Source organism: Flavobacterium limi (assembly GCF_010645075.1).
GTDB classification, from domain to species: Bacteria; Bacteroidota; Bacteroidia; order Flavobacteriales; family Flavobacteriaceae; genus Flavobacterium; species Flavobacterium limi.
Map to the genome: position 1 here is coordinate 558,989 of NZ_JAADZV010000002.1, position 19,527 is coordinate 578,515.

Annotated in this window: 15 protein-coding genes; 12 read left to right on the forward strand and 3 right to left on the reverse strand. The window is 35.9% G+C overall.

Going from position 1 to position 19,527, the window contains the following annotated elements:
* The first annotated feature begins 4 nt into the window (after positions 1-4).
* From GXM16_RS06855 to GXM16_RS06905, 11 genes are all read left to right on the forward strand, one after another.
* The gene (locus GXM16_RS06855; protein ID WP_163393653.1) at positions 5-1,585 is read left to right on the forward strand and encodes an FAD-dependent oxidoreductase; all 1,581 of its coding nucleotides are present in this window, start codon (positions 5-7) and stop codon (positions 1,583-1,585) included.
* A 6-nt stretch (positions 1,586-1,591) separates the two neighbouring features.
* Complete coding sequence (locus GXM16_RS06860) at positions 1,592-2,170, forward strand: flavodoxin family protein (RefSeq protein ID WP_163393654.1); 579 nt, start codon at positions 1,592-1,594, stop codon at positions 2,168-2,170.
* 217 nt (positions 2,171-2,387) lie between these two features.
* Positions 2,388-2,828 (forward strand): adenylyltransferase/cytidyltransferase family protein, encoded by a 441-nt coding sequence (locus GXM16_RS06865; protein ID WP_163393655.1) that lies wholly within the window; start codon positions 2,388-2,390, stop codon positions 2,826-2,828.
* A 2-nt stretch (positions 2,829-2,830) separates the two neighbouring features.
* The gene (locus GXM16_RS06870; protein WP_163393656.1) at positions 2,831-3,439 is read left to right on the forward strand and encodes an SET domain-containing protein; all 609 of its coding nucleotides are present in this window, start codon (positions 2,831-2,833) and stop codon (positions 3,437-3,439) included.
* Positions 3,440-3,475: 36 nt separating this feature from the next.
* Complete coding sequence (locus tag GXM16_RS06875; protein ID WP_163393657.1) at positions 3,476-3,958, forward strand: CinA family protein; 483 nt, start codon at positions 3,476-3,478, stop codon at positions 3,956-3,958.
* Between the two features lie 229 nt (positions 3,959-4,187).
* Positions 4,188-4,568, forward strand: a complete 381-nt coding sequence (locus tag GXM16_RS06880) for a SpoIIAA family protein (protein WP_163393658.1) — start codon at positions 4,188-4,190, stop codon at positions 4,566-4,568.
* A 35-nt stretch (positions 4,569-4,603) separates the two neighbouring features.
* The gene (locus tag GXM16_RS06885) at positions 4,604-4,984 is read left to right on the forward strand and encodes a YidH family protein (RefSeq protein ID WP_163393659.1); all 381 of its coding nucleotides are present in this window, start codon (positions 4,604-4,606) and stop codon (positions 4,982-4,984) included.
* Positions 4,985-5,089: 105 nt separating this feature from the next.
* Positions 5,090-5,473 (forward strand): hypothetical protein, encoded by a 384-nt coding sequence (locus GXM16_RS06890; RefSeq protein WP_163393660.1) that lies wholly within the window; start codon positions 5,090-5,092, stop codon positions 5,471-5,473.
* A 216-nt stretch (positions 5,474-5,689) separates the two neighbouring features.
* Positions 5,690-6,364 (forward strand): SRPBCC family protein, encoded by a 675-nt coding sequence (locus tag GXM16_RS06895; RefSeq protein ID WP_163393661.1) that lies wholly within the window; start codon positions 5,690-5,692, stop codon positions 6,362-6,364.
* A gap of 485 nt (positions 6,365-6,849) precedes the next feature.
* Positions 6,850-7,227, forward strand: coding sequence for a response regulator (locus GXM16_RS06900; RefSeq protein WP_163393662.1), 378 nt, complete (start codon positions 6,850-6,852; stop codon positions 7,225-7,227).
* A 143-nt stretch (positions 7,228-7,370) separates the two neighbouring features.
* Entirely contained in the window at positions 7,371-10,640 is a 3,270-nt protein-coding gene (locus GXM16_RS06905; RefSeq protein ID WP_163393663.1) for a CheR family methyltransferase, read from the forward strand.
* A 38-nt stretch (positions 10,641-10,678) separates the two neighbouring features.
* Here GXM16_RS06905 and GXM16_RS06910 read toward each other — a convergent pair whose 3' ends face one another.
* Positions 10,679-11,125: a response regulator gene (locus tag GXM16_RS06910; RefSeq protein WP_163393664.1), complete on the reverse strand. Its 447-nt coding sequence runs from the start codon at positions 11,123-11,125 to the stop codon at positions 10,679-10,681.
* Positions 11,126-11,405: 280 nt separating this feature from the next.
* On the opposite strand from GXM16_RS06910, the gene GXM16_RS06915 reads away from it, so the two are divergent.
* Positions 11,406-11,816: a hypothetical protein gene (locus GXM16_RS06915; RefSeq protein ID WP_163393665.1), complete on the forward strand. Its 411-nt coding sequence runs from the start codon at positions 11,406-11,408 to the stop codon at positions 11,814-11,816.
* Between the two features lie 63 nt (positions 11,817-11,879).
* On the opposite strand, the gene GXM16_RS06920 is transcribed toward GXM16_RS06915, so the two are convergent.
* Positions 11,880-13,124: a sensor histidine kinase gene (locus GXM16_RS06920; protein ID WP_163393666.1), complete on the reverse strand. Its 1,245-nt coding sequence runs from the start codon at positions 13,122-13,124 to the stop codon at positions 11,880-11,882.
* Between the two features lie 6 nt (positions 13,125-13,130).
* Entirely contained in the window at positions 13,131-19,487 is a 6,357-nt protein-coding gene (locus GXM16_RS06925) for a hybrid sensor histidine kinase/response regulator (RefSeq protein WP_163393667.1), read from the reverse strand.
* Positions 19,488-19,527 lie beyond the last annotated feature (40 nt).

Below are 19,527 nucleotides of genomic sequence, written 5' to 3' on the forward strand. Positions count from 1 at the left end.
CCTTATGGATTCAGATAATACATTAAAAAACTCCAGTATAACTTCAGGTGAAAATGTTTCATTTTGGATTGATTCTGCTCCAATTATTTCCGGCAATAAGCCAAATCAGGACATTCATACCGATGTACTTATTATTGGAGGCGGAATTGCCGGACTGACCACAGCATATAAGTTGCTTAGAGCAGGTAAAAAAGCTGTAATCGTTGAAGACGGTTTTATTGGCAGTGGTGAAACAGGACGTACAACAGCACATTTAACCTGTTCCCTAGACGACCGTTATTATTTTCTCGAAAACACCTTTGGAAAAGAAGCAGCAAAACTGGCTGCAGAAAGTCACGCTGCTGCCATAGATGAAATCGAAAAAATCGTTACCGATTTAAATATAGATTGTTCTTTTAAAAGAGTGAATGGTTATTTGTTCCTTCATCCAACTGATAAAGAAGAAAACTTAGAGAAAGAATTTCAGGCTACACAAAGGGCTGGATTGCAAACCACTTTATTAAAAGGAATTCCGGCATTGGCAAATTGTGAAGATCAATCTTGCGTAGCTTTTAGCAACCAGGCACAGTTTCATATATTACAATATTTGAAAGGGCTGGCTGATGCTGTTGTTTCTCTTGGCGGAATCATTTATACCGAAGCTCATGCAGAAGAGATTACTAAAAAAGGTGCGAAAGTAAATGGCTTCACTTTTTCTGCAGATCATATAGTGGTTGCAACAAACACTCCGATTAATGATATCGTGACCATGCATACGAAACAGCATGCATACAGAACGTATGTAATTGCCGGTAAAATTCCTAAAGGAATGCTTCCTTACTCACTTTGGTGGGATACTGGAGATCAGAAATCAAAATGGGTTTCACAGCCTTATCACTATGTACGTCTGGAAAGTTTTGATGATAGTTACGACTTACTGATATCTGGAGGAGAAGATCATAAAACAGGCCAGGCAGATGAAGAAGGCATTCCTGAATCAGCACGCTATGACAGACTTGAAGCGTGGACCAGAAATTATTTTCCCATGTTAGAAAATGATATTACATACAGATGGTCAGGACAAGTAATGGAGCCTGTAGATTCTTTAGGCTTTATGGGAAAAAACCCCGGCGACGAAAATATTTATATCATTACCGGTGATTCCGGAAACGGCATGACGCATACCACAATTGGCGCCATGATTATTTGTGACAGCATTATGGGGGTTAAAAATAAATGGCAAGATTTATATGATCCTTCAAGAATTACGTTAAAAACTACAGGTGATTTTATTAAAGAAGCAGGCAATATGGCTTCACAATATCTGGATTGGATAAGTGGCCCTGATTTACAAAACACAGCAGATTTACCAGCCGGAGAAGGCGCCATAATTTCTTCGGGATTAAAAAAAATTGCAGTATATCGTGATTATGATAATTCCTTAAAAACCTTTTCAGCGGTTTGTCCGCATCTCGGGTGCATTGTCCAATGGAATAATGATGAAAAATCGTTTGACTGTCCTTGTCACGGTTCAAGATTTGACACACAAGGAACAGTAATGAATGGCCCTGCAGAAACTGATTTGTCTAAAATTCATATCAAATAAATACAGATGAAAGCGATTATACTTTTGGCTACCTTAAAAAATAAAGGGCGCTCTAATACCGAAACTCTGGTTGAATTTTTAGGGGGATATATGGCCAAACAAAACATTGATTACGAAGTTATAAAACTTGCCAATCATAGTATTGTTCCCGGAACTTTTATCCATATGGAAACAAAGGATGACTGGCCTGATATATACAATAAAATCCTTGAAGCTGAAATTGTATTATTTGCAACGCCAATCTGGTGGAATAATCATTCTTCTGAGCTTCAAAGATGTATAGAACGACTTGACGAAGTTTACGATATGATTTTAGCTGGACAAGATTCTCCTTTAGACGGCAAAATTGGCGGTGTAATTGTAACCGGCGATTCAGATGGTGTTGAGCATATTACAGGAAATATCGCTAACTTTTTCTGTACCATTGGAATAACAGTACCGCCTTACACATCGCTTGGCGTTATATGGGAAGGTCATTCTAAGGATTCTAAAAAAACAAAAGCACAACTTCTTAAATATTATAAAGATAATTATGTCAAAGATGCAGAAGCAATGGCAGAATCATTAAAAAAGGCTGCAGAATAATTTCAATACATAATTTCTACTTTTTTTTAGTCCATAAACATGTAAATTATATAAATCTTACAAATTGATTTGTAAGAAATAATAGCTGTTTACTTTTATTTTTGTGGAAATTGACAGTAGGTCAACAAACGAAAACTCCATAAAAAATCATTTTTTTTACTAAAAATAAAAACTATTTTTTTACTAAAATTTAAATAAACGTGCTAAAAAAAGTAAAATGAAATTAACGAAAACAAAAACCGGAATTACATTTAGTGCATTTGATTTATTACATGCAGGACACGTGAGAATGCTTGAAGAAGCTAAAGAACACTGTGATTATTTAATTGTAGGATTACAAACCGATCCAACGATTGACAGACCTGAAAAAAATAAGCCTACACAATCTGTTGTCGAGCGATACATACAGCTAAAAGGCTGCAAATTTGTTGATGAAATAATTCCGTATACTACTGAACAGGACCTTCAGGACATACTTCAGGCCTTGCCAATTGATGTCCGCATTTTGGGTGATGAATACCGGGACAAAAACTTCACAGGTCGTGAATATTGTGAAAAAATGGAGATCAAACTTGTTTTCAATAAAAGAAATCATCGTTTTTCCAGCAGCGGACTCAGAAGAGAAGTATATGAATGTGAATGCCTAAAATTAGTGTGATTATGATACATCCGGATACCGAAATACGTTTTATAAGCGAAGAAAAAGGATATGGAGTTGTGGCTACAAAATTAATTCCGAAAGGAACTATCACCTGGGTTCAGGATGATTTGGACCAGATATTTACCCGCGATCAAATAATAAAACTTAATCCTTTCATAAAAAAATGTCTGGATATCTATTCTTTTACAAATAAAAATGGTGACATGGTACTTTGTTGGGATAATGGAAAATTTGTAAATCATAGTTTTAAACCCAGCTGTTTCAGTACACCGTATGATTTTGAAATAGCCGTCAGAGATATTTATCCGGGCGAAGAACTCACAGACGACTACGGCTATCTGAATGTAGAAAAACCTTTCCATGTTATTGATGAGGGAACTGTAAGAAAAACAGTTTATCCGGATGACATTTTAAATTTCTATGAAGAATGGGATAACCTGATCAAAGAAAATGCCCCTAAGGTTTTAGAAGTTAAGCAATCATTGACAGAATTAATTCCTGAAAAGACCTGGAATGAATTTGTGAATGCCGTACACAATCCAGAGCAAATGAAATCCATACTTGAATGCCATTATCAACACGGAATACAGGTAAAAAATGCTTCTTAACACAGTTTAAATATTTTATGAATCAAAAACAATAATATGCCATCAGATATTGTTATGAAGTGCAGTAAAGCAATAGCATCAAAAGGATGGAATATTGCTTTTGCAGAAAGTGCTACTGCCGGCAGAATGAGCGCAGAATTTGCGATGACTACACATTCAGGAGAAATTTTGAGGGGCGGTCTTGTGTGTTACGATATATTTGTTAAAGAACAAATCCTGAATGTTCCCCATACGATTATTGAAAAATACACTCCGGAGTCAGCAGAAGTCACCCAGGCATTAGCACAGCAAGCATCCAAAATATTCAATTCGAAAATAACAGTTGCTATCACCGGATTAACTAGTCCGGGTGGCAGTGAAACAGAAGAAAAGCCAGTAGGGACCATTTTCTTTTATATTATAACTCCCTCTGAAAAGATAAATCATCGCGAAGTTTTTGAGGGTAATCCTGAAGAAATTGTATTGAAAGCAATTGATAAGACTGCAAAACTTATTATTGACAGCATATCAAGTCTGTAAAAATTAATAAAATGCTGTAAGCTTTCACTAAATAAGATTACAACATTTTATTCCATGACCAGATTAGTCTTATTTGAGTAGCTTCAACATATATCAATCTCAAATTAATTTTATCAATTTTTAAAGTGTCGTATAATTTTATAATGAAATATTTTTTTATCTATAAACCTGGCATGCAACATTTTACAATTAAAAAACTCAATCCGTAATTTTGAAATTTAGAACTAAAATGATACAAATATTAGATGCTCCAGATAATATCGTCGCTTTCAGAGCTACAGGCGAAGTAACTAAAAATGATTACAAAACTGTCATTGAACCGGCTGTTGAAAAACTGGTAAGGCAAATTGATCAAATCAATTTTTTGTTTCTAATAGATACTGAAATTAAAAATTTTACTACCGCCGCGTGGATGGAAGACGCTATAATTGGTCTTAAAAACCTGGGAAAATGGAACAGGGCAGCAATTGTAACCGATTCTGAAAATGCCATTTCATTTACTAATAAATTTAGCTATATCGCACCCGGAGAATTCCGCGGTTATAAAAAAGCATCTTTTAATGAAGCGTTAAACTGGGTTGAAGGAAATGAGATAAAAGAAAATAACTAAGCTAAATCTGTGCTGTGGACAAACAAAATAAAAAAATGATTAATGAACATATGTCAAATGAGAGAACTTTTTTGTCATGGATCCGCACGGGTATCGGAATTATGGTATTTGGTTTCGTGATTGTAAAATTTTCGTTGTTTGTAAATCAATTACCAGCTTCGTTTTTTAAGGATTCAACAATTCCGAAAAACGGATTTACAATATTTCTTGGAATTGCTTTAGTATTTACGGGAGCAATTACCATTTTGTTATCCTATTGGAAATACAAACAAACGCATTCACTACTTCAAAAAGGTGAATATTTATATTCTACCATGTTATTGACCATGCTAACTGTCTTTATTTTTGTTATGAGCATCATTATAATTTCTTATTTGATTATGGCCGCTTATCCACTTACTTTCCCAATCGATTAAAATAAGATAATATTCTGTAAATTATGTAATCACAGCACCCTTGTGATGTAATCTTTTGATTTCCAGTAACTGTACTTTAGTACTATAACCTCAAAATTAATTATCATGAGTAGAGATGAAAGAGAAAATTACGATCAAAGTGACCTGTATTTTCAAGACAAGACACAATACAAAGATGACGACTCCGTATCAAATGTATTAGATAATTCGATTACAAATAACGAAGAACAAAATATTTATAATCAACAAGATCCCGACGAAGATTACAGAGATCCGGACGATATAGATCCTGATGAACTGGAAGACGAAAATTTTACAGATGCAGACGAATTAGAAGAAGAGGAGGATCTGTTTGATGATAACGATGAAACAGACGATCTGGATGAAGATGATCTGGAAAATGATAATTTAGACGATGACGATGATGATTTGGATGAAGATGATAGTGTAAAAAATAAAAGGAACCTATATCGGGACAGAGATCTTTAACCAATTAAAATAAAGCCAAACCGTTCTCTCCAGAGCGGTTTTTTCATTTGTATTTATTTTGTCTCTCAAAGCCGAAGCTATTATGAATATACGGCAACAGGGTAAATTTTGTAATTAATCTGCAAAATAGTATAAATCAAAATTTCATATACTTCTTATTTTTAATATTAAACTACAAATAGTCAAATAGATAAGTAAAACAAAAAAGATAAAATTATGGAAACTACCACATTTACACCTACACAGGTGCAAAGAAAATCAAAGCTTAAAACCAATGTGTCAGCTTTGGAAAGAATTGCAATGATTACCAGCGGAACATACTTATTGTACAAAGGCTTAACTCAGGAAAAGAAAAGTGCAGTCCAAATTGGAACAGGAAGCACCATGCTGTTAAGGGGATTGTCGGGTTACTGCCCAATATATGATGCCGTTGATCATTTAAAAAACGATAAAGCTTCAAATGTTAATATCAGAATTAACAGTATAATCAATAAGCCCATAAGTGAAGTTTATGCTTTTTGGCGTGATTTTGAAAACTTACCTAAGTTTATGAATCATCTTGATTCAGTTAAACCATTAAGCTATACCACTTCTAAATGGACAGCTAAAGGTCCGGCAGGAATTGGAAAATTATCATGGATAGCTGAAATTGTTAAAGACGAGAAAGAAAGGCTTATAAGCTGGAATTCGCTGCCTGATTCTTCTATTAAGAACGCAGGTAAGGTTGTTTTCAGACCTAGTGGTGAAGGCACAGAAATAATCGTGACCATCTCTTATCATGCTCCACTTGGAATTGCAGGCGAAGGCGCCGCAAAACTTCTTAATCCCTATTTTGAAAAAATGGTAAAAGATGATCTTTTAAATTTTAAAACTTATTTAGAATCAAATTAGCATTAATACTTTTATTATCAAACGCCCTGTAAATCATTTGCATTTACAGGGTTATTTTCCAGAAAATAAAAGTGAAGGCATCTGCATATATGGGTATTATATAACATTATAACGGAATTATATAAATTTAAAAATATTATGCAGAATACTTTTATAGGAATTAATTGACTTGTCAAATTAAAACCTTATGAAAAAATCGTACTTAACCATTATTTTAATCGTTGTATTTATCTCCCTTATAAGTAGTAATTGCTCTCCTCATTGTGATGATGAAGACTATACAAGAGATCAAAAGGAAGCACTCTTACATCAGAAAGATTCGATTAAAATCCTGATCGATTAATGTAATTCCAACTATTTAAAGATTTATAAACTGTAATTTCTTATTATGAAAAAATTCTACTCTTCTATATAATTTAACGGTTGAATCTACTTTTAAAAATAATTTTAAATTAATTATTTGAAATAATTCAATCAAAACAATTATGAGATATAAAAATATTTTGCAGATTGATGATGATTATGATGACTGTGATTTCTTTCTGGAAGCGCTGGAAGAAGTATCAGCTACTGCCTCCTACACTGCAATTCATAATCCTGTTCAGGCCTTACAGAAACTTGTCTGTAATGAAATACATCCAGATGTTATTTTTCTTGACATTAATATGCCTGTTATGAATGGCATGGAGTTGTTAGTTGAAATGAATAAAAAAGAACTAACAAAGGATATACCCGTGATAATACTTTCTACCTCAATTCCATCGGATTTTCAAAATAAATTTCAGGATCTGGGTGCAGCTGGTTATTATATTAAACCAAACGATTTTGGAACCATGAAAACGATTTTGAAGAATATTGTTTGAATCTATCATGATTTTAACATACTGTTATGACTTACATCATAATTTTATATTTTTTAAGCTTAAATCTTACATAATTCCCACTTGACTGTAAAAGCTTTAGTTTTATAGTAAAACACTGGTTATCTTTGTTGAAAAAATTTCCCATGAAAGTAACCGAAACTGATGAAATCCGATATACAGCCAAAAAATTTCCAATTGTTGGTATTGGTGCATCTGCAGGAGGATTGGATGCCTTTAAAAAAATAGTTTCAGCAATATCGCCAGATTCAGGAATGGCTTATGTTATTGTTCAGCACTTATCACCAGATTATCCCAGCAGTCTTACAGAAATTCTATCAGAATACTCACCTATACCTGTACATGAAATAATTAGCGATATAACTCTTTTACCGAATAATATCTACGTTATTCCTGAGAATAACCTTCTTATAGTAGAAGAAGGGGCATTAAGACTTAAGCAGAGAACCCGAAACGAAAGACGAAATAATACCATCGACGTTTTTTTTGAATCACTTGCTGATGTATACAGGACTTTTGCCATTGGAGTTATACTTTCGGGAACTGGTTTTGACGGTACCGCAGGATTCAAAAAAATTAAAGAACTAGGAGGTGCTACAATAGTCCAGGATCCTGAAACGGCAGCTTACAAAGGAATGCCTCAGAGCCCTATAGATACTGATGCCGCCGATTATATTCTGGCTCCTGAAAAAATTCCGTCACAATTGATGGAAATACAAAACAGTTATATTTCAAATTATGGTTATACAGAAGAAGAACATATCCCGGGAAATGACGAGGAAACCATCTTACAAATCATCAACCTTATTTTTTCAAGGACAGGTAATGATTTTAGGCATTATAAACATCCTACGATAAGACGCCGTATAGCGCGGAGGATGGTTCTGGCTGAAAAAAACACCATTGAAGATTACTATAATTTTTTAAGAAACAGTAAAAATGAGCAGGATCTCTTATTTAATGATTTCTTAATTCATGTAACCTATTTTTTCAGAGATGAGGATGCTTTTGAAAATCTTTCCAGAACCGTTTTTCCATCATTAATCAAAAACATCACAAATAACAACTTACGAATCTGGGTAGCAGGTTGCTCTACAGGAGAAGAAGCGTACTCTCTAGCCATTTTTATTCATGAATATTTTTTAAAAAACAACATCAACGATATTAAGGTACAGATTTTTGCTTCTGACATATCAGAAAAATGTATTACAAAAGCAAGATCCGGCATATACTCTTACCAGGATGTTCAGACCGTTTCAGAAGAAAGGCTTCAAAACTATTTTACTAAAAGCGAGGGCAATTACCATATTAATAAAGTCATTCGCGACATGTGTATTTTTGCTGTTCATAATTTTGTGAAAGATCCTGCATTTGCAAGAATCGATTTAATTACCTGCCGCAATACCCTTATCTATTTTGATCCTTACCTGCAAAATAAAGTTTTAGGTACTTTTCATTATTCCTTAAAAGAAAAAGGTATGCTATTTCTGGGAAAATCAGAATCAGTAACCCACTCTCCGGATTTATTTGAGAGCATAAAAAAACATGAAAGAATATATGCGCGTAAGTTTGTACCTGGAAGATATACGACGCAGTTATTTAAACCGGTTCCTGGTAATTTGCAGGTAAAACCGCATACATCTGAAATGAAAGCATCCCCGGAAGATGATTTCAGAAAAATTACTTCAGAAATCTTACTAACGAAATATACGCCGGCCAGTGTCATTATCAATAAAAACCTTGACATTGTACATTTTCATGGTGACACGAGTCCATTTTTATCGCCTTCACCAGGAAAACCAAATTTTAATATTTTAAAAATGGCACGTGAAGGTATTTCATTCGAATTACAGAATGCTATTTCAAAAATAAAAGAAGAAAAAGAAAACGTCAGGAAAGACGATATTAAGGTTAACGGACATCCCTACCAGATTTCTTTCGAAATATTTTTACTTCCAAATGACGATGAACACCTTATGGTTCTTTTTTATAAGATGCCACTCCCTGATTCAGATAAAAAACTGCATGATAAATCTGCGCAAAAACGTATTAATGAACTCGAGAAGGAACTGACACAGTTAAGGGAAAACATAAAAAGAATTACAGAAGAGCAACAAACTGCTTTTGAAGAATTACAAACAAGCCATGAAGAATTACTGAGCAGTGGTGAAGAACTGCAGGCGATGAATGAAGAACTTGAAACGACAACTGAAGAACTTCAGTCAAACAATGAAGAATTAGTGTGCCTTAATGACGAACTCATAGATCGTCAGAAACAGCTTATATCCATGCGCAATTATTCCGAATTAATTGTTAATACCATTCGTGAGCCGCTATTAGTTATAAGTAAAGACTTTATTATTAAAAGTGCTAATCCTGCATTTTACGATTACTTTAATACAAGGGATAAAATTACTGAGGGTCACAGTCTTTTTGAAATTGGAAATTGCCAATGGGATATTCCTGAATTTAAGGAACAATTGATTAAAATTAATGCTGAATTCTCTATAGACAACTTAAAATTAGATCTTACCTGCCCGGATAACAATAAAAAAACCATTATAGTAAATGCAAGCCTTATAGCTGACTCAACTCCTGAAGGCTTAATTCTTCTGGCACTGGAAGATATTACAGATTTAGTAGCCACAAATGAATTACTGACAAATAAAAATATTGAATTACAAAAACATAACGAGCAGCTTGAAGCTTTTACTTCTGCAGCAAGTCATGATTTACAAGAACCACTCCGAAAGATTCATATGTTCTGCAAAAGAATTTTTGAAAATGAAGAAGGTTTGAGCGAAACTGCAAAACATAATCTCGAAAGAGTACTGTTCTCAGTTACCAACATGAGTCAGTTAATTGCCGACCTAATTAATTATTCAAAAATTACCTTTGTAAAGAAAGAATATAAAAAAACAGATCTAAATATTGTTTTGAAAAAAACAATTGCAGATATCAGAGATTCTATTGTAGAAAAGGAAGCCATAATTACTATTTCACCTCTTCCACAATTAAATATTATATCCCATCAGATACAACAGCTTTTTACAAATTTAATTCTTAATGCTATCAAGTACACCAAAGAAAATATTATACCGGAAATTAAAATTGAAACAACGCAGCCTTTGACTGAGGAAATACTTGAAATTGACGCAAAGAAAGACAGCAATTATGTAAAAATTACGGTAAGTGACAATGGTATTGGATTTAATCAGGAATATGCAACTAAAATATTTGACCCTTTCTATAGATTACACAACAATGATCAATATCATGGAAGTGGTTTAGGATTAACGCTTGTAAAGAAAATTGTTGCCAACCACGAAGGTTTTATAAAAGTATTTAGTAAAGTAGATCAGGGAACTGCTGTGCATATTTACTTACCTGAATAACAAAAGGCACCATTTTGGTGCCCTTCTTTTTAGTAAAATTACGATTTGGTCTTTGTCGTTTTTTTAGAATGCTGAATGACTGACTTTGATTTTAACCAGTAGTCAATTATTGTCTTTATCATTTTTTTGAATTCAAGGTAATCATAAGGCCTTGTAAAATAACTCTGAATAGGTATTGAGTAAGGATCAATTACGTAAGTCTGATTAAATGATGTTGTAAAAAACAGATAAGGACAATTAAACAATGTCCCTACATTATCATGGTTATTTTCAACCACTTTATGATTCATAACATTCAACAAAACAATATCCGAAAAGAAAAGAAACGGCTTGATTTTATGTCGCAATAAATGATTACAGGCAGTTTCCGGGTTGTTAAAATAGATTATCTGATTTGGATAATTCAATTCAGAAAAGACTTCTATAAATAACTTACGATCTCCCTGTTTGTTTTCAATAATTACTATGGGTCCTTTTTTATTCATAAGTCATTTATTTGATAGATGGTTATAAACTTTATTGGCAGGTATTCAAAAAAATAAAGTTACTCAGCAAATATTTTAAAATACTGACAATAAAACTTACAAAATACCCATTCCGACTTATATAATTATCATTCTCAGCAGATTGAATCAGAAGCCGAAATTCACTTAAAACACTAAAAATTATATAATTAACAATTAAAATTCTATAACCTTTAATTTTTTTTTGATAGTACTTTTGATTTTACACTTTTAAAGGCCATAATAATTTAAATCTTTTAATATGACAACACAAAACAAAGAGAATTACGGTCGGGATGTTCGTAATTTTCATCATCCGGAAGATGATATGAAACCTGTTTCGGATATAACGAACCAGGACTTAGTTAATCAAAGTTATGCAGATGAATACGAAAAAGGAAATGATGATGATGAAGAAATTCTAAATCAGGATGATGATATTGTCAATAATGAAGATGAAGGGGTAAATAATTTTTATGAAAATGAATCAGATGATATTGCCTCAAATGACATAGACGATGATCTGGAAGAAGATTATGATGAAAATGACAGGGATATAAATGATTTTACAACAGAAAATACTAATAAAGACCTTCTCGATCTTGAATATGATATAGATCAGGATCTTGAAGAAACAGATCCTGTTAACCATCCTCGAAATTTCCAATATTAGACTTATAAAAAACCATTAGCAAAAAAACTAATGGTTTTATTTTAGATACATTTTGGAAATGCATTAAGAAGGTATATATATATTGAATGTAGCTCCCTTCATGGGTTCTCCAGTGGCATTTATAAAACCACCATGGTTTTCAATTATTTTCTTAACAATGGCCAGTCCAATACCGGTTCCCTCATACAAATCGCGGCTATGCAATTTTTGAAAAACACCAAATATTTTTTCGTTATGCTCCTGCTCAAATCCTATTCCGTTATCTGCAAAACTGATATGACAATACTTAAGTTCAGCAGATGAATCAAAATCTAATTCAGAGCCATCTACAAAACAGCTTTTTATGGTAATTTGTAAGGGGACTTCAGCCTGTGCAAACTTAATTGCATTATGAACAAGGTTTTCCATTAACTGAACAAACTGAAACGGAATAACCTTTATAGTTTCATTAAAATCAGTCACGATTACTGCATTTTTTTCCTGAAGATTTTCATGTAATGCTGCCTTTACATCATTAATAACGACATCCAGATCTACTTCTTCAAACTTTCTGTCATCAAGAGTGGCTCGTGAAAAAGCAAGAAGGCTATTTATAAGTTCACGCATTCTGTTACATGCATAAAGAATCCTGTTAAACTTGGCTTTGCCGTCTTCTGATAAATTAGGGTATTCGTTTGACAAAATCAGATTTGCAAAAGTCTGGATTTTTCTAAGTGGTTCCTGAAGATCATGACTTGATATGTATGTAAAGGCATCAAGCTCCATGTTTTTCTTTTTAAGTTCCTCTGCATGCTTTTCTATCGCTTCATATTGCGAAGCAAGTTGGGCATTGGCCTTTAAAATAATTTCGTTAAGAGCATGAGTCTCTTCTTCCTTCTTTTTTAGCTCCTGATTTTTTCGAAATAGTTCGGTAAAAACCATCACTTTAGCCTGCAAAATTTCAGGGGCCAGTGGCTTAATCATATAATCAACCGCACCAGACTGATAGCCTTTAAAAATATACTCGTTCGTATTCATATTGGCGGTCAGAAAAATAATTGGTACATGCATGAGCTTGTCACTCTGCCGTATTAATTCAGCTGTTTCAAAACCATCCATCAAAGGCATCTGCACATCCATAAGTATAATGGCGAAATCCTGATCTTTCAACAGAATCCGAAGGGCATCTTTTCCTGATGTTGCTTCAACAAACTGATAACCACGATCAGCTAAGATGACTTGTAAAGAAAGCAGGTTTTCCTTTTTGTCATCCACAATTAAAATTTTTATTGCGTTGTTGTCTCCCATTCTGTTTTTTATTGAATACAATTTGAATTATTTAAGCCATACACGCATCAGCGTAGATAGCTGTTCCACATTTACAGGCTTGGTCATATAATCTGAAGCTCCTGATTCTATACAGCGTTGTCTGTCTCCTTTCATCGCTTTTGCCGTTACTGCGATAATAGTGAGGTCTTTATGTTTTGCGTCTTTTCGAATGCGTTTCATTGTTTCATAACCATCCATTTCAGGCATCATAATATCCATCAAAACAATATCAATGTTTTTATCTTCATTAAGCAAATCAATAGCCTCCTGACCGCTTTCTGCACTGATAACGTTTAATCCATAACGTTCCAATGCAGTAGTGAGTGCAAACAGGTTACGAACATCATCATCAACCAGCAATACTTTTTTGCCTGGCAGGACATCTTCTTTCAAATAAAACGACTCTATGGTTTCTCGCATAACCTCAGGGAGTTCTTTATGAACACGATGCATAAATAAGGCCGTCTGATCTACTAATTCTTCCAAAGAGTTTGCACTTTTTGTAATTATACTATGTGCAAATCTGTTGAGTTTTGCCTTTTGTTTCTTAGTCACATCTCCTGCTGAATGTATAATAATAGCCGTTTCCTGTCCTGCAATATTGTTCTCAAGATCGGTAATAATATCCAGACCATCTGCATCAGGAAGCACTAAATCCAGAATAATACAGTCAAATGACTTTTCCTGTATAAGTTTCACTGCTTCTTTGGCAGTTTTTGCGCTAAAAATTGTAATGTCATTCCCGTCAACTGCTTTGAGAATCCTGTCTAATTCTGCCTGATTATCATCAACCACCAAGAGGTTCTTTATCTTTTTATTTTTAAAATCATGAATATCATTAAATAAATAATTCAATGAATCATTCTTAACCGGTTTTACGAAAAAATTTCTGGCACCACGCTTAAGGCCTTTATTTCTCTCATCTTCACCAGATATAATGTAAACAGGAATGTGACGCAGATTAAAGTCTGTTTTTAATCGGTCCAGAATCTTCCATCCGCTGGTATCGGGCATATTAAGGTCCATAGTGATGGCATGAGGATTAAACTGATTTATAAAATCAATTACATCATTTCCTTTTGTAGTAACAATAGCCTTAATTCCGTTAATATGTGCTTGTTCCAGCATAATCCTGGCAAAAATCAGATTATCTTCTGCTATCAACAGTACTTTATCGTCGGGTTTAATATCCGTTCTGTCATCTCCTACTTCATCTACAAAGAACAACTCGATATCAGACCTGTTGAATTTCTCTGATGGTAAGGATTTAATTTTTCCTTTTGAATCATTATCTTCATTCACATCAATATCTTGTACTTCGGCAATATGTACATATTTCAGAGGGAGAAATAAGGTAAATTTACTTCCTACATTAATTTCACTTTCCAATTCGATACTACCACCCAATAAATCTGAAAGTCCACGGCTAATCGACAATCCTAAACCTGTTCCTCCATATTTACGGCTTGTAGAGCCCTCAGCTTGCTGAAAAGCTTCAAAAATGATATTTTGTTTTTCTTTTGAAATACCAATTCCGGTATCAGAAATCTCAAAAGCCACTACAGATTCTGCATTTTCAAGGCTTAGATTATTAGTTTTCCAATTATTGTTTGCTTTATAAATTTTAAGCTTTACTTCTCCTTTTTCAGTAAATTTAAATGAATTTGAAAGTAAATTCTTTAAAATCTGATTTAAACGCTGCGAATCGGTTTCCATCACTTCAGGAAGGTCTTCATCCATAATAATGTCAAATCGAAGATGTTTGGCTTCTGAAATCGGGTTGAAAGTAGAAGCAACAAATCGGCTGATGTCTTCAAAACTGATCGGGTTGTAATCGACAGAAATATATCCGGATTCGATTTTGGAAAGATCCAGAATGTCGTTAATTAGCTGAATAAGGTCATCCCCGCATGAATTAATTGTTTTAGCAAACTGAATTTGTTTTTCGGATAAATTACCGTCACGATTCGCAATTAATTCATTGGCCAAAATCTGTAAACTGTTCAGCGGTGTTCTTAACTCATGTGACATGTTTGCTAAGAATTCCGATTTATATTTAGAGGTTAAAGTCAGCTGATCGGCTTTTTCTTCCAAAGCCTTTCTGGCAACCTCAACTTCCTGGTTTTTAAGCTCCACTTCTTCTTTTTGATTCGCTAACAAAATGGCTTTTTCTTCCAGCTCTTCGTTGGTGTTTTTCAGTACTTCCTGCTGACTTTTAAGCTCATTTGCCAATGATTGTGACTGAACAAGCAATTCCTCTGTTCTGGAATTGGATTCGATCGTATTCAGTACAATGCCTATACTCTCTGTCAATCCTTCAAGGAAATCTAAGTGTGTTTCGCTAAATGTGTCCAACGAAGCCAGTTCGATAACGGCTTTTAATTGTCCTTCAAATAATACCGGCAAAATAATAACATCTTTGGGTTTTGCATCTCCTAGACCTGAATTAATTTTGATATAATCCTTAGGAACATTACTCAAAATGATTCGTTCTTTTTCAACTGCGACCTGACCTATAAGCCCTTCACCCATTGCATACTGGGTAGGAGATTTTTTTCTTTTGATGTAAGCATAAGAAGCAATCAGGTTCAATTTCGAATCTTCAAAATTTTCATCTTCCTGCAAAATATAGAAGAGTCCGTGCTGTGCGGTTACTACGGTTGCAAGCTCTGATAAGATTTTCTTGGTAACCGAATGCAATTCTTTTTGCCCCTGAAGCATTTGGGTAAACTTGGCTAAGTTCGATTTCAGCCAGTCCTGTTCCTGATTTCTTAAAGTGGTTGCTTTAAGATTCGAAATCATCTGGTTAATGGTATCTTTCAAAGCCTCCACCTCGCCTTTGGCTTCAACACCAATCGTTCGGGTTAAATCCCCTTGCGTTACCGCCGATGCTACCTCCGAAATCGCACGCACTTGGGTTGTTAAGTTTGCCGCCAGCTGATTTACGTTTTCTGTTAAATTTTTCCATGTTCCGGAAGCTCCAGGTACATTTGCCTGACCTCCTAATTTTCCTTCTGCTCCTACCTCACGCGCTACGGTTGTTACCTGATCAGAAAATGTTGCCAGCGTATCAATCATTTCGTTGATGGTGTCCGTTAATTGTGCCACCTCTCCTTTGGCATCAATCGATAATTTTTGTTTTAAGTTTCCTTTTGCAACTGAGGTTACAACCTTTGCAATTCCACGAACCTGACCTGTTAGATTCGATGCCATTACGTTAACCGAATCTGTTAAATCTTTCCACGTTCCTGCAACACCTTTTACTTCTGATTGCCCACCCAGTTTTCCTTCGGTTCCTACCTCACGCGCCACACGCGTTACCTCAGAAGAGAATGAATTCAACTGTTCCACCATTGTATTAAAGGTATTTTTCAGGTCCAGGATTTCCCCTTTTACGTCAACGGTAATTTGTTTCGAAAGGTCACCATTTGCTACGGCCTTGGTTACATCGGCAATATTTCGCACCTGACCGGTTAAGTTCGATGCCATCTGATTCACTGAGTCCGTTAAATCTTTCCACGTCCCGGCAACTCCTGGTACAAAAGCCTGTCCTCCCAGTTTCCCCTCAGTTCCTACCTCACGCGCCACGCGGGTTACCTCCGATGCGAAAGCACGAAGCTGATCCACCATCGTATTTACAGTTTCTTTCAATTGAAGAATCTCTCCACGCACGTCTGCAGTAATTTTTTTGGACATATCCCCATTTGCAACGGCGATTGTTACCTCCGCAATATTACGCACCTGAGTCGTTAAGTTACCTGCCATCTGATTCACCGAATCAGTCAAATCTTTCCACGTTCCTGCAACCCCCGGTACATTTGCCTGTCCTCCCAGTTTCCCTTCTGTTCCCACCTCACGCGCCACACGCGTTACCTCAGAGGCAAACTCCCTTAACTGGTCCACCATCGTGTTTAGAGTTTCTTTCAATTGAAGAATCTCTCCACGTACGTCAACCGTAATTTTTCGGGACATATCCCCGTTTGCCACGGCAATCGCCACATCGGCAATATTACGTACCTGAGCGGTAAGGTTACCCGCCATCTGGTTTACCGAATCGGTCAAATCCTTCCAGGTTCCGGCAACCCCCGGTACATTTGCCTGTCCTCCCAGTTTTCCTTCGGTTCCTACCTCTCTGGATACCCTGGTAACCTCAGAAGCAAAGTCACGAAGCTGATCCACCATCGTATTAATGGTATTTTTAAGCTCTAAGATTTCTCCTTTGGTATCTACCGTAATCTGACGTGATAAATCACCTTTTGCTACAGCAGTAGTTACCTCAGCAATATTACGTACCTGAGCAGTAAGGTTACCTGCCATCTGATTTACCGAATCTGTTAAATCTTTCCAGGTTCCACCAACACCTTCTACCTGTGCCTGTCCTCCTAATTTACCTTCGGTTCCTACCTCACGTGCCACACGGGTTACCTCAGAGGCAAAGGAGTTCAGCTGCCCCACCATCGTGTTAATTGTATTTTTAAGCTCCAGGATTTCCCCTTTTGTATCTACCGTAATCTGGCGTGATAAATCGCCTTTTGCTACTGCAGTAGTTACCTCGGCAATATTACGCACCTGACCGGTTAAGTTAGACGCCATCTGATTAACAGAATCCGTTAAATCTTTCCAGGTTCCGCCGACCCCTTTTACTTTTGCCTGACCTCCCAGTTTCCCTTCGGTTCCTACCTCAAGTGCCACACGGGTCACCTCGGATGAAAAGGAGTTCAGCTGGTCCACCATCGTATTAATAGTTTTCTTAAGCTCCAGAATCTCACCTTCGGCAACGGCTGTAATTTTTTTCGAAAGGTCACCATTTGCCACCGCGGTTGTTACCTCAGCAATATTACGTACCTGACCAGTAAGATTCGATGCCATCTGGTTCACCGAATCCGTTAAATCTTTCCAGGTTCCACCAACTCCTTTTACTTTTGCCTGACCTCCCAGTTTTCCTTCTGATCCTACCTCACGCGCCACTCGGGTTACCTCGGCACCAAAGGAGTTCAGCTGATCCACCATGGTATTGATTGTATTCTTAAGTTCCAGAATCTCTCCTGCAACGTTTACTGTAATTTTTTTCGAAAGGTCGCCTTTTGCTACCGCCGTTGTTACCTCGGCAATATTACGTACCTGACCGGTTAAGTTACTTGCCATTTGATTTACCGAATCGGTCAAATCTTTCCACACACCACCAACTCCTCGTACTTTTGCCTGACCTCCCAGTTTTCCTTCAGATCCTACCTCTACAGCCACACGCGTTACCTCAGAAGAAAATGAGTTCAGCTGATCCACCATCGTATTAATGGTATTTTTAAGCTCTAAGATTTCTCCTTTTACGTCAACGGTAATTTTTTTCGAAAGATCACCTTTTGCTACCGCTGTGGTTACATCGGCAATATTACGTACCTGACCGGTTAAGTTACTTGCCATCTGGTTTACAGAATCCGTTAAGTCTTTCCAGGTTCCGCCGACACCTTTTACCTGCGCCTGCCCTCCAAGTTTACCTTCCGTACCTACCTCACGTGCCACACGGGTTACCTCAGAAGAAAACGAGTTCAACTGATCCACCATTGTGTTGATGGTATTTTTAAGTTCTAAGATTTCTCCTTTTACGTCAACAGTAATTTTTTTCGAAAGGTCACCTTTTGCTACCGCTGTTGTTACATCGGCAATATTACGCACCTGACCGGTTAAGTTACTTGCCATTTTGTTTACCGAATCGGTCAAATCTTTCCATACACCACCAACTCCTCTCACTTTTGCCTGGCCTCCCAGTTTACCTTCTGTACCTACCTCACGCGCCACACGGGTTACCTCCATCGAAAACAGATTCAGCTGTTTTACCATTCCGTTTACCTCTTTTGCAATCCTGAGGAACTCTCCCTGAAGCGGATTTCCTTCAATAGAAAGTGGCATTTCCTGTGATAAATTTCCTTTTGCCACCGAGGTAATTACGTGCGCAATCTCAATGGTCGGGTGTACCAGATCTGAAATCAAAGTATTAACTGAATCGACACATGAACTCCACGATCCCCTTGCCCCATCAAGTGCTACACGATTTGTCAGTTTTCCCTGCTTACCGATGCTTTTACCCACCTTTTGGAATTCAAAAACCATACGTTCGTTGAGATCGATGATTTCGTTTAAAGTTTCACAAATAGATCTTTTAGTTCCGTTTTGATCGGTTGGGAAGCGCTGAGTGAAATTACCATTTTTAACCTTAAGCAAAATTTTCAGAAATTCCGCATCAGTTAAAACAGAATCCTCTAAATCTGCTTTTTTAGCTTTAGTTTTTAGAGGTTTTTCTCCGGTAACTAACGGAAGTACTATCACACTTTCGGGATTTTCTGTATTCTTTTTTATTTTTTTCATGTTTTCAATTCTTTATAAGAATGACTGCCAACCAATTTAT

Excerpts from the sequence above, each read along its gene's own strand:
- GXM16_RS06885 (WP_163393659.1), top strand. The coding sequence starts at position 4,604 with ATGATTAATGAACATATGTCAAATGAGAGAACTTTTTTGTCATGGATC.
- GXM16_RS06890 (WP_163393660.1), top strand. The coding sequence starts at position 5,090 with ATGAGTAGAGATGAAAGAGAAAATTACGATCAAAGTGACCTGTATTTT.
- GXM16_RS06875 (WP_163393657.1), top strand. The coding sequence starts at position 3,476 with ATGCCATCAGATATTGTTATGAAGTGCAGTAAAGCAATAGCATCAAAA.
- GXM16_RS06860 (WP_163393654.1), top strand. The coding sequence starts at position 1,592 with ATGAAAGCGATTATACTTTTGGCTACCTTAAAAAATAAAGGGCGCTCT.
- GXM16_RS06895 (WP_163393661.1), top strand. The coding sequence starts at position 5,690 with ATGGAAACTACCACATTTACACCTACACAGGTGCAAAGAAAATCAAAG.
- GXM16_RS06870 (WP_163393656.1), top strand. The coding sequence starts at position 2,831 with ATGATACATCCGGATACCGAAATACGTTTTATAAGCGAAGAAAAAGGA.
- GXM16_RS06905 (WP_163393663.1), top strand. The coding sequence starts at position 7,371 with ATGAAAGTAACCGAAACTGATGAAATCCGATATACAGCCAAAAAATTT.
- GXM16_RS06865 (WP_163393655.1), top strand. The coding sequence starts at position 2,388 with ATGAAATTAACGAAAACAAAAACCGGAATTACATTTAGTGCATTTGAT.
- GXM16_RS06855 (WP_163393653.1), top strand. The coding sequence starts at position 5 with ATGGATTCAGATAATACATTAAAAAACTCCAGTATAACTTCAGGTGAA.
- GXM16_RS06915 (WP_163393665.1), top strand. The coding sequence starts at position 11,406 with ATGACAACACAAAACAAAGAGAATTACGGTCGGGATGTTCGTAATTTT.
- GXM16_RS06910 (WP_163393664.1), bottom strand. The coding sequence starts at position 11,125 with ATGAATAAAAAAGGACCCATAGTAATTATTGAAAACAAACAGGGAGAT.
- GXM16_RS06925 (WP_163393667.1), bottom strand. The coding sequence starts at position 19,487 with ATGAAAAAAATAAAAAAGAATACAGAAAATCCCGAAAGTGTGATAGTA.
- GXM16_RS06900 (WP_163393662.1), top strand. The coding sequence starts at position 6,850 with ATGAGATATAAAAATATTTTGCAGATTGATGATGATTATGATGACTGT.
- GXM16_RS06880 (WP_163393658.1), top strand. The coding sequence starts at position 4,188 with ATGATACAAATATTAGATGCTCCAGATAATATCGTCGCTTTCAGAGCT.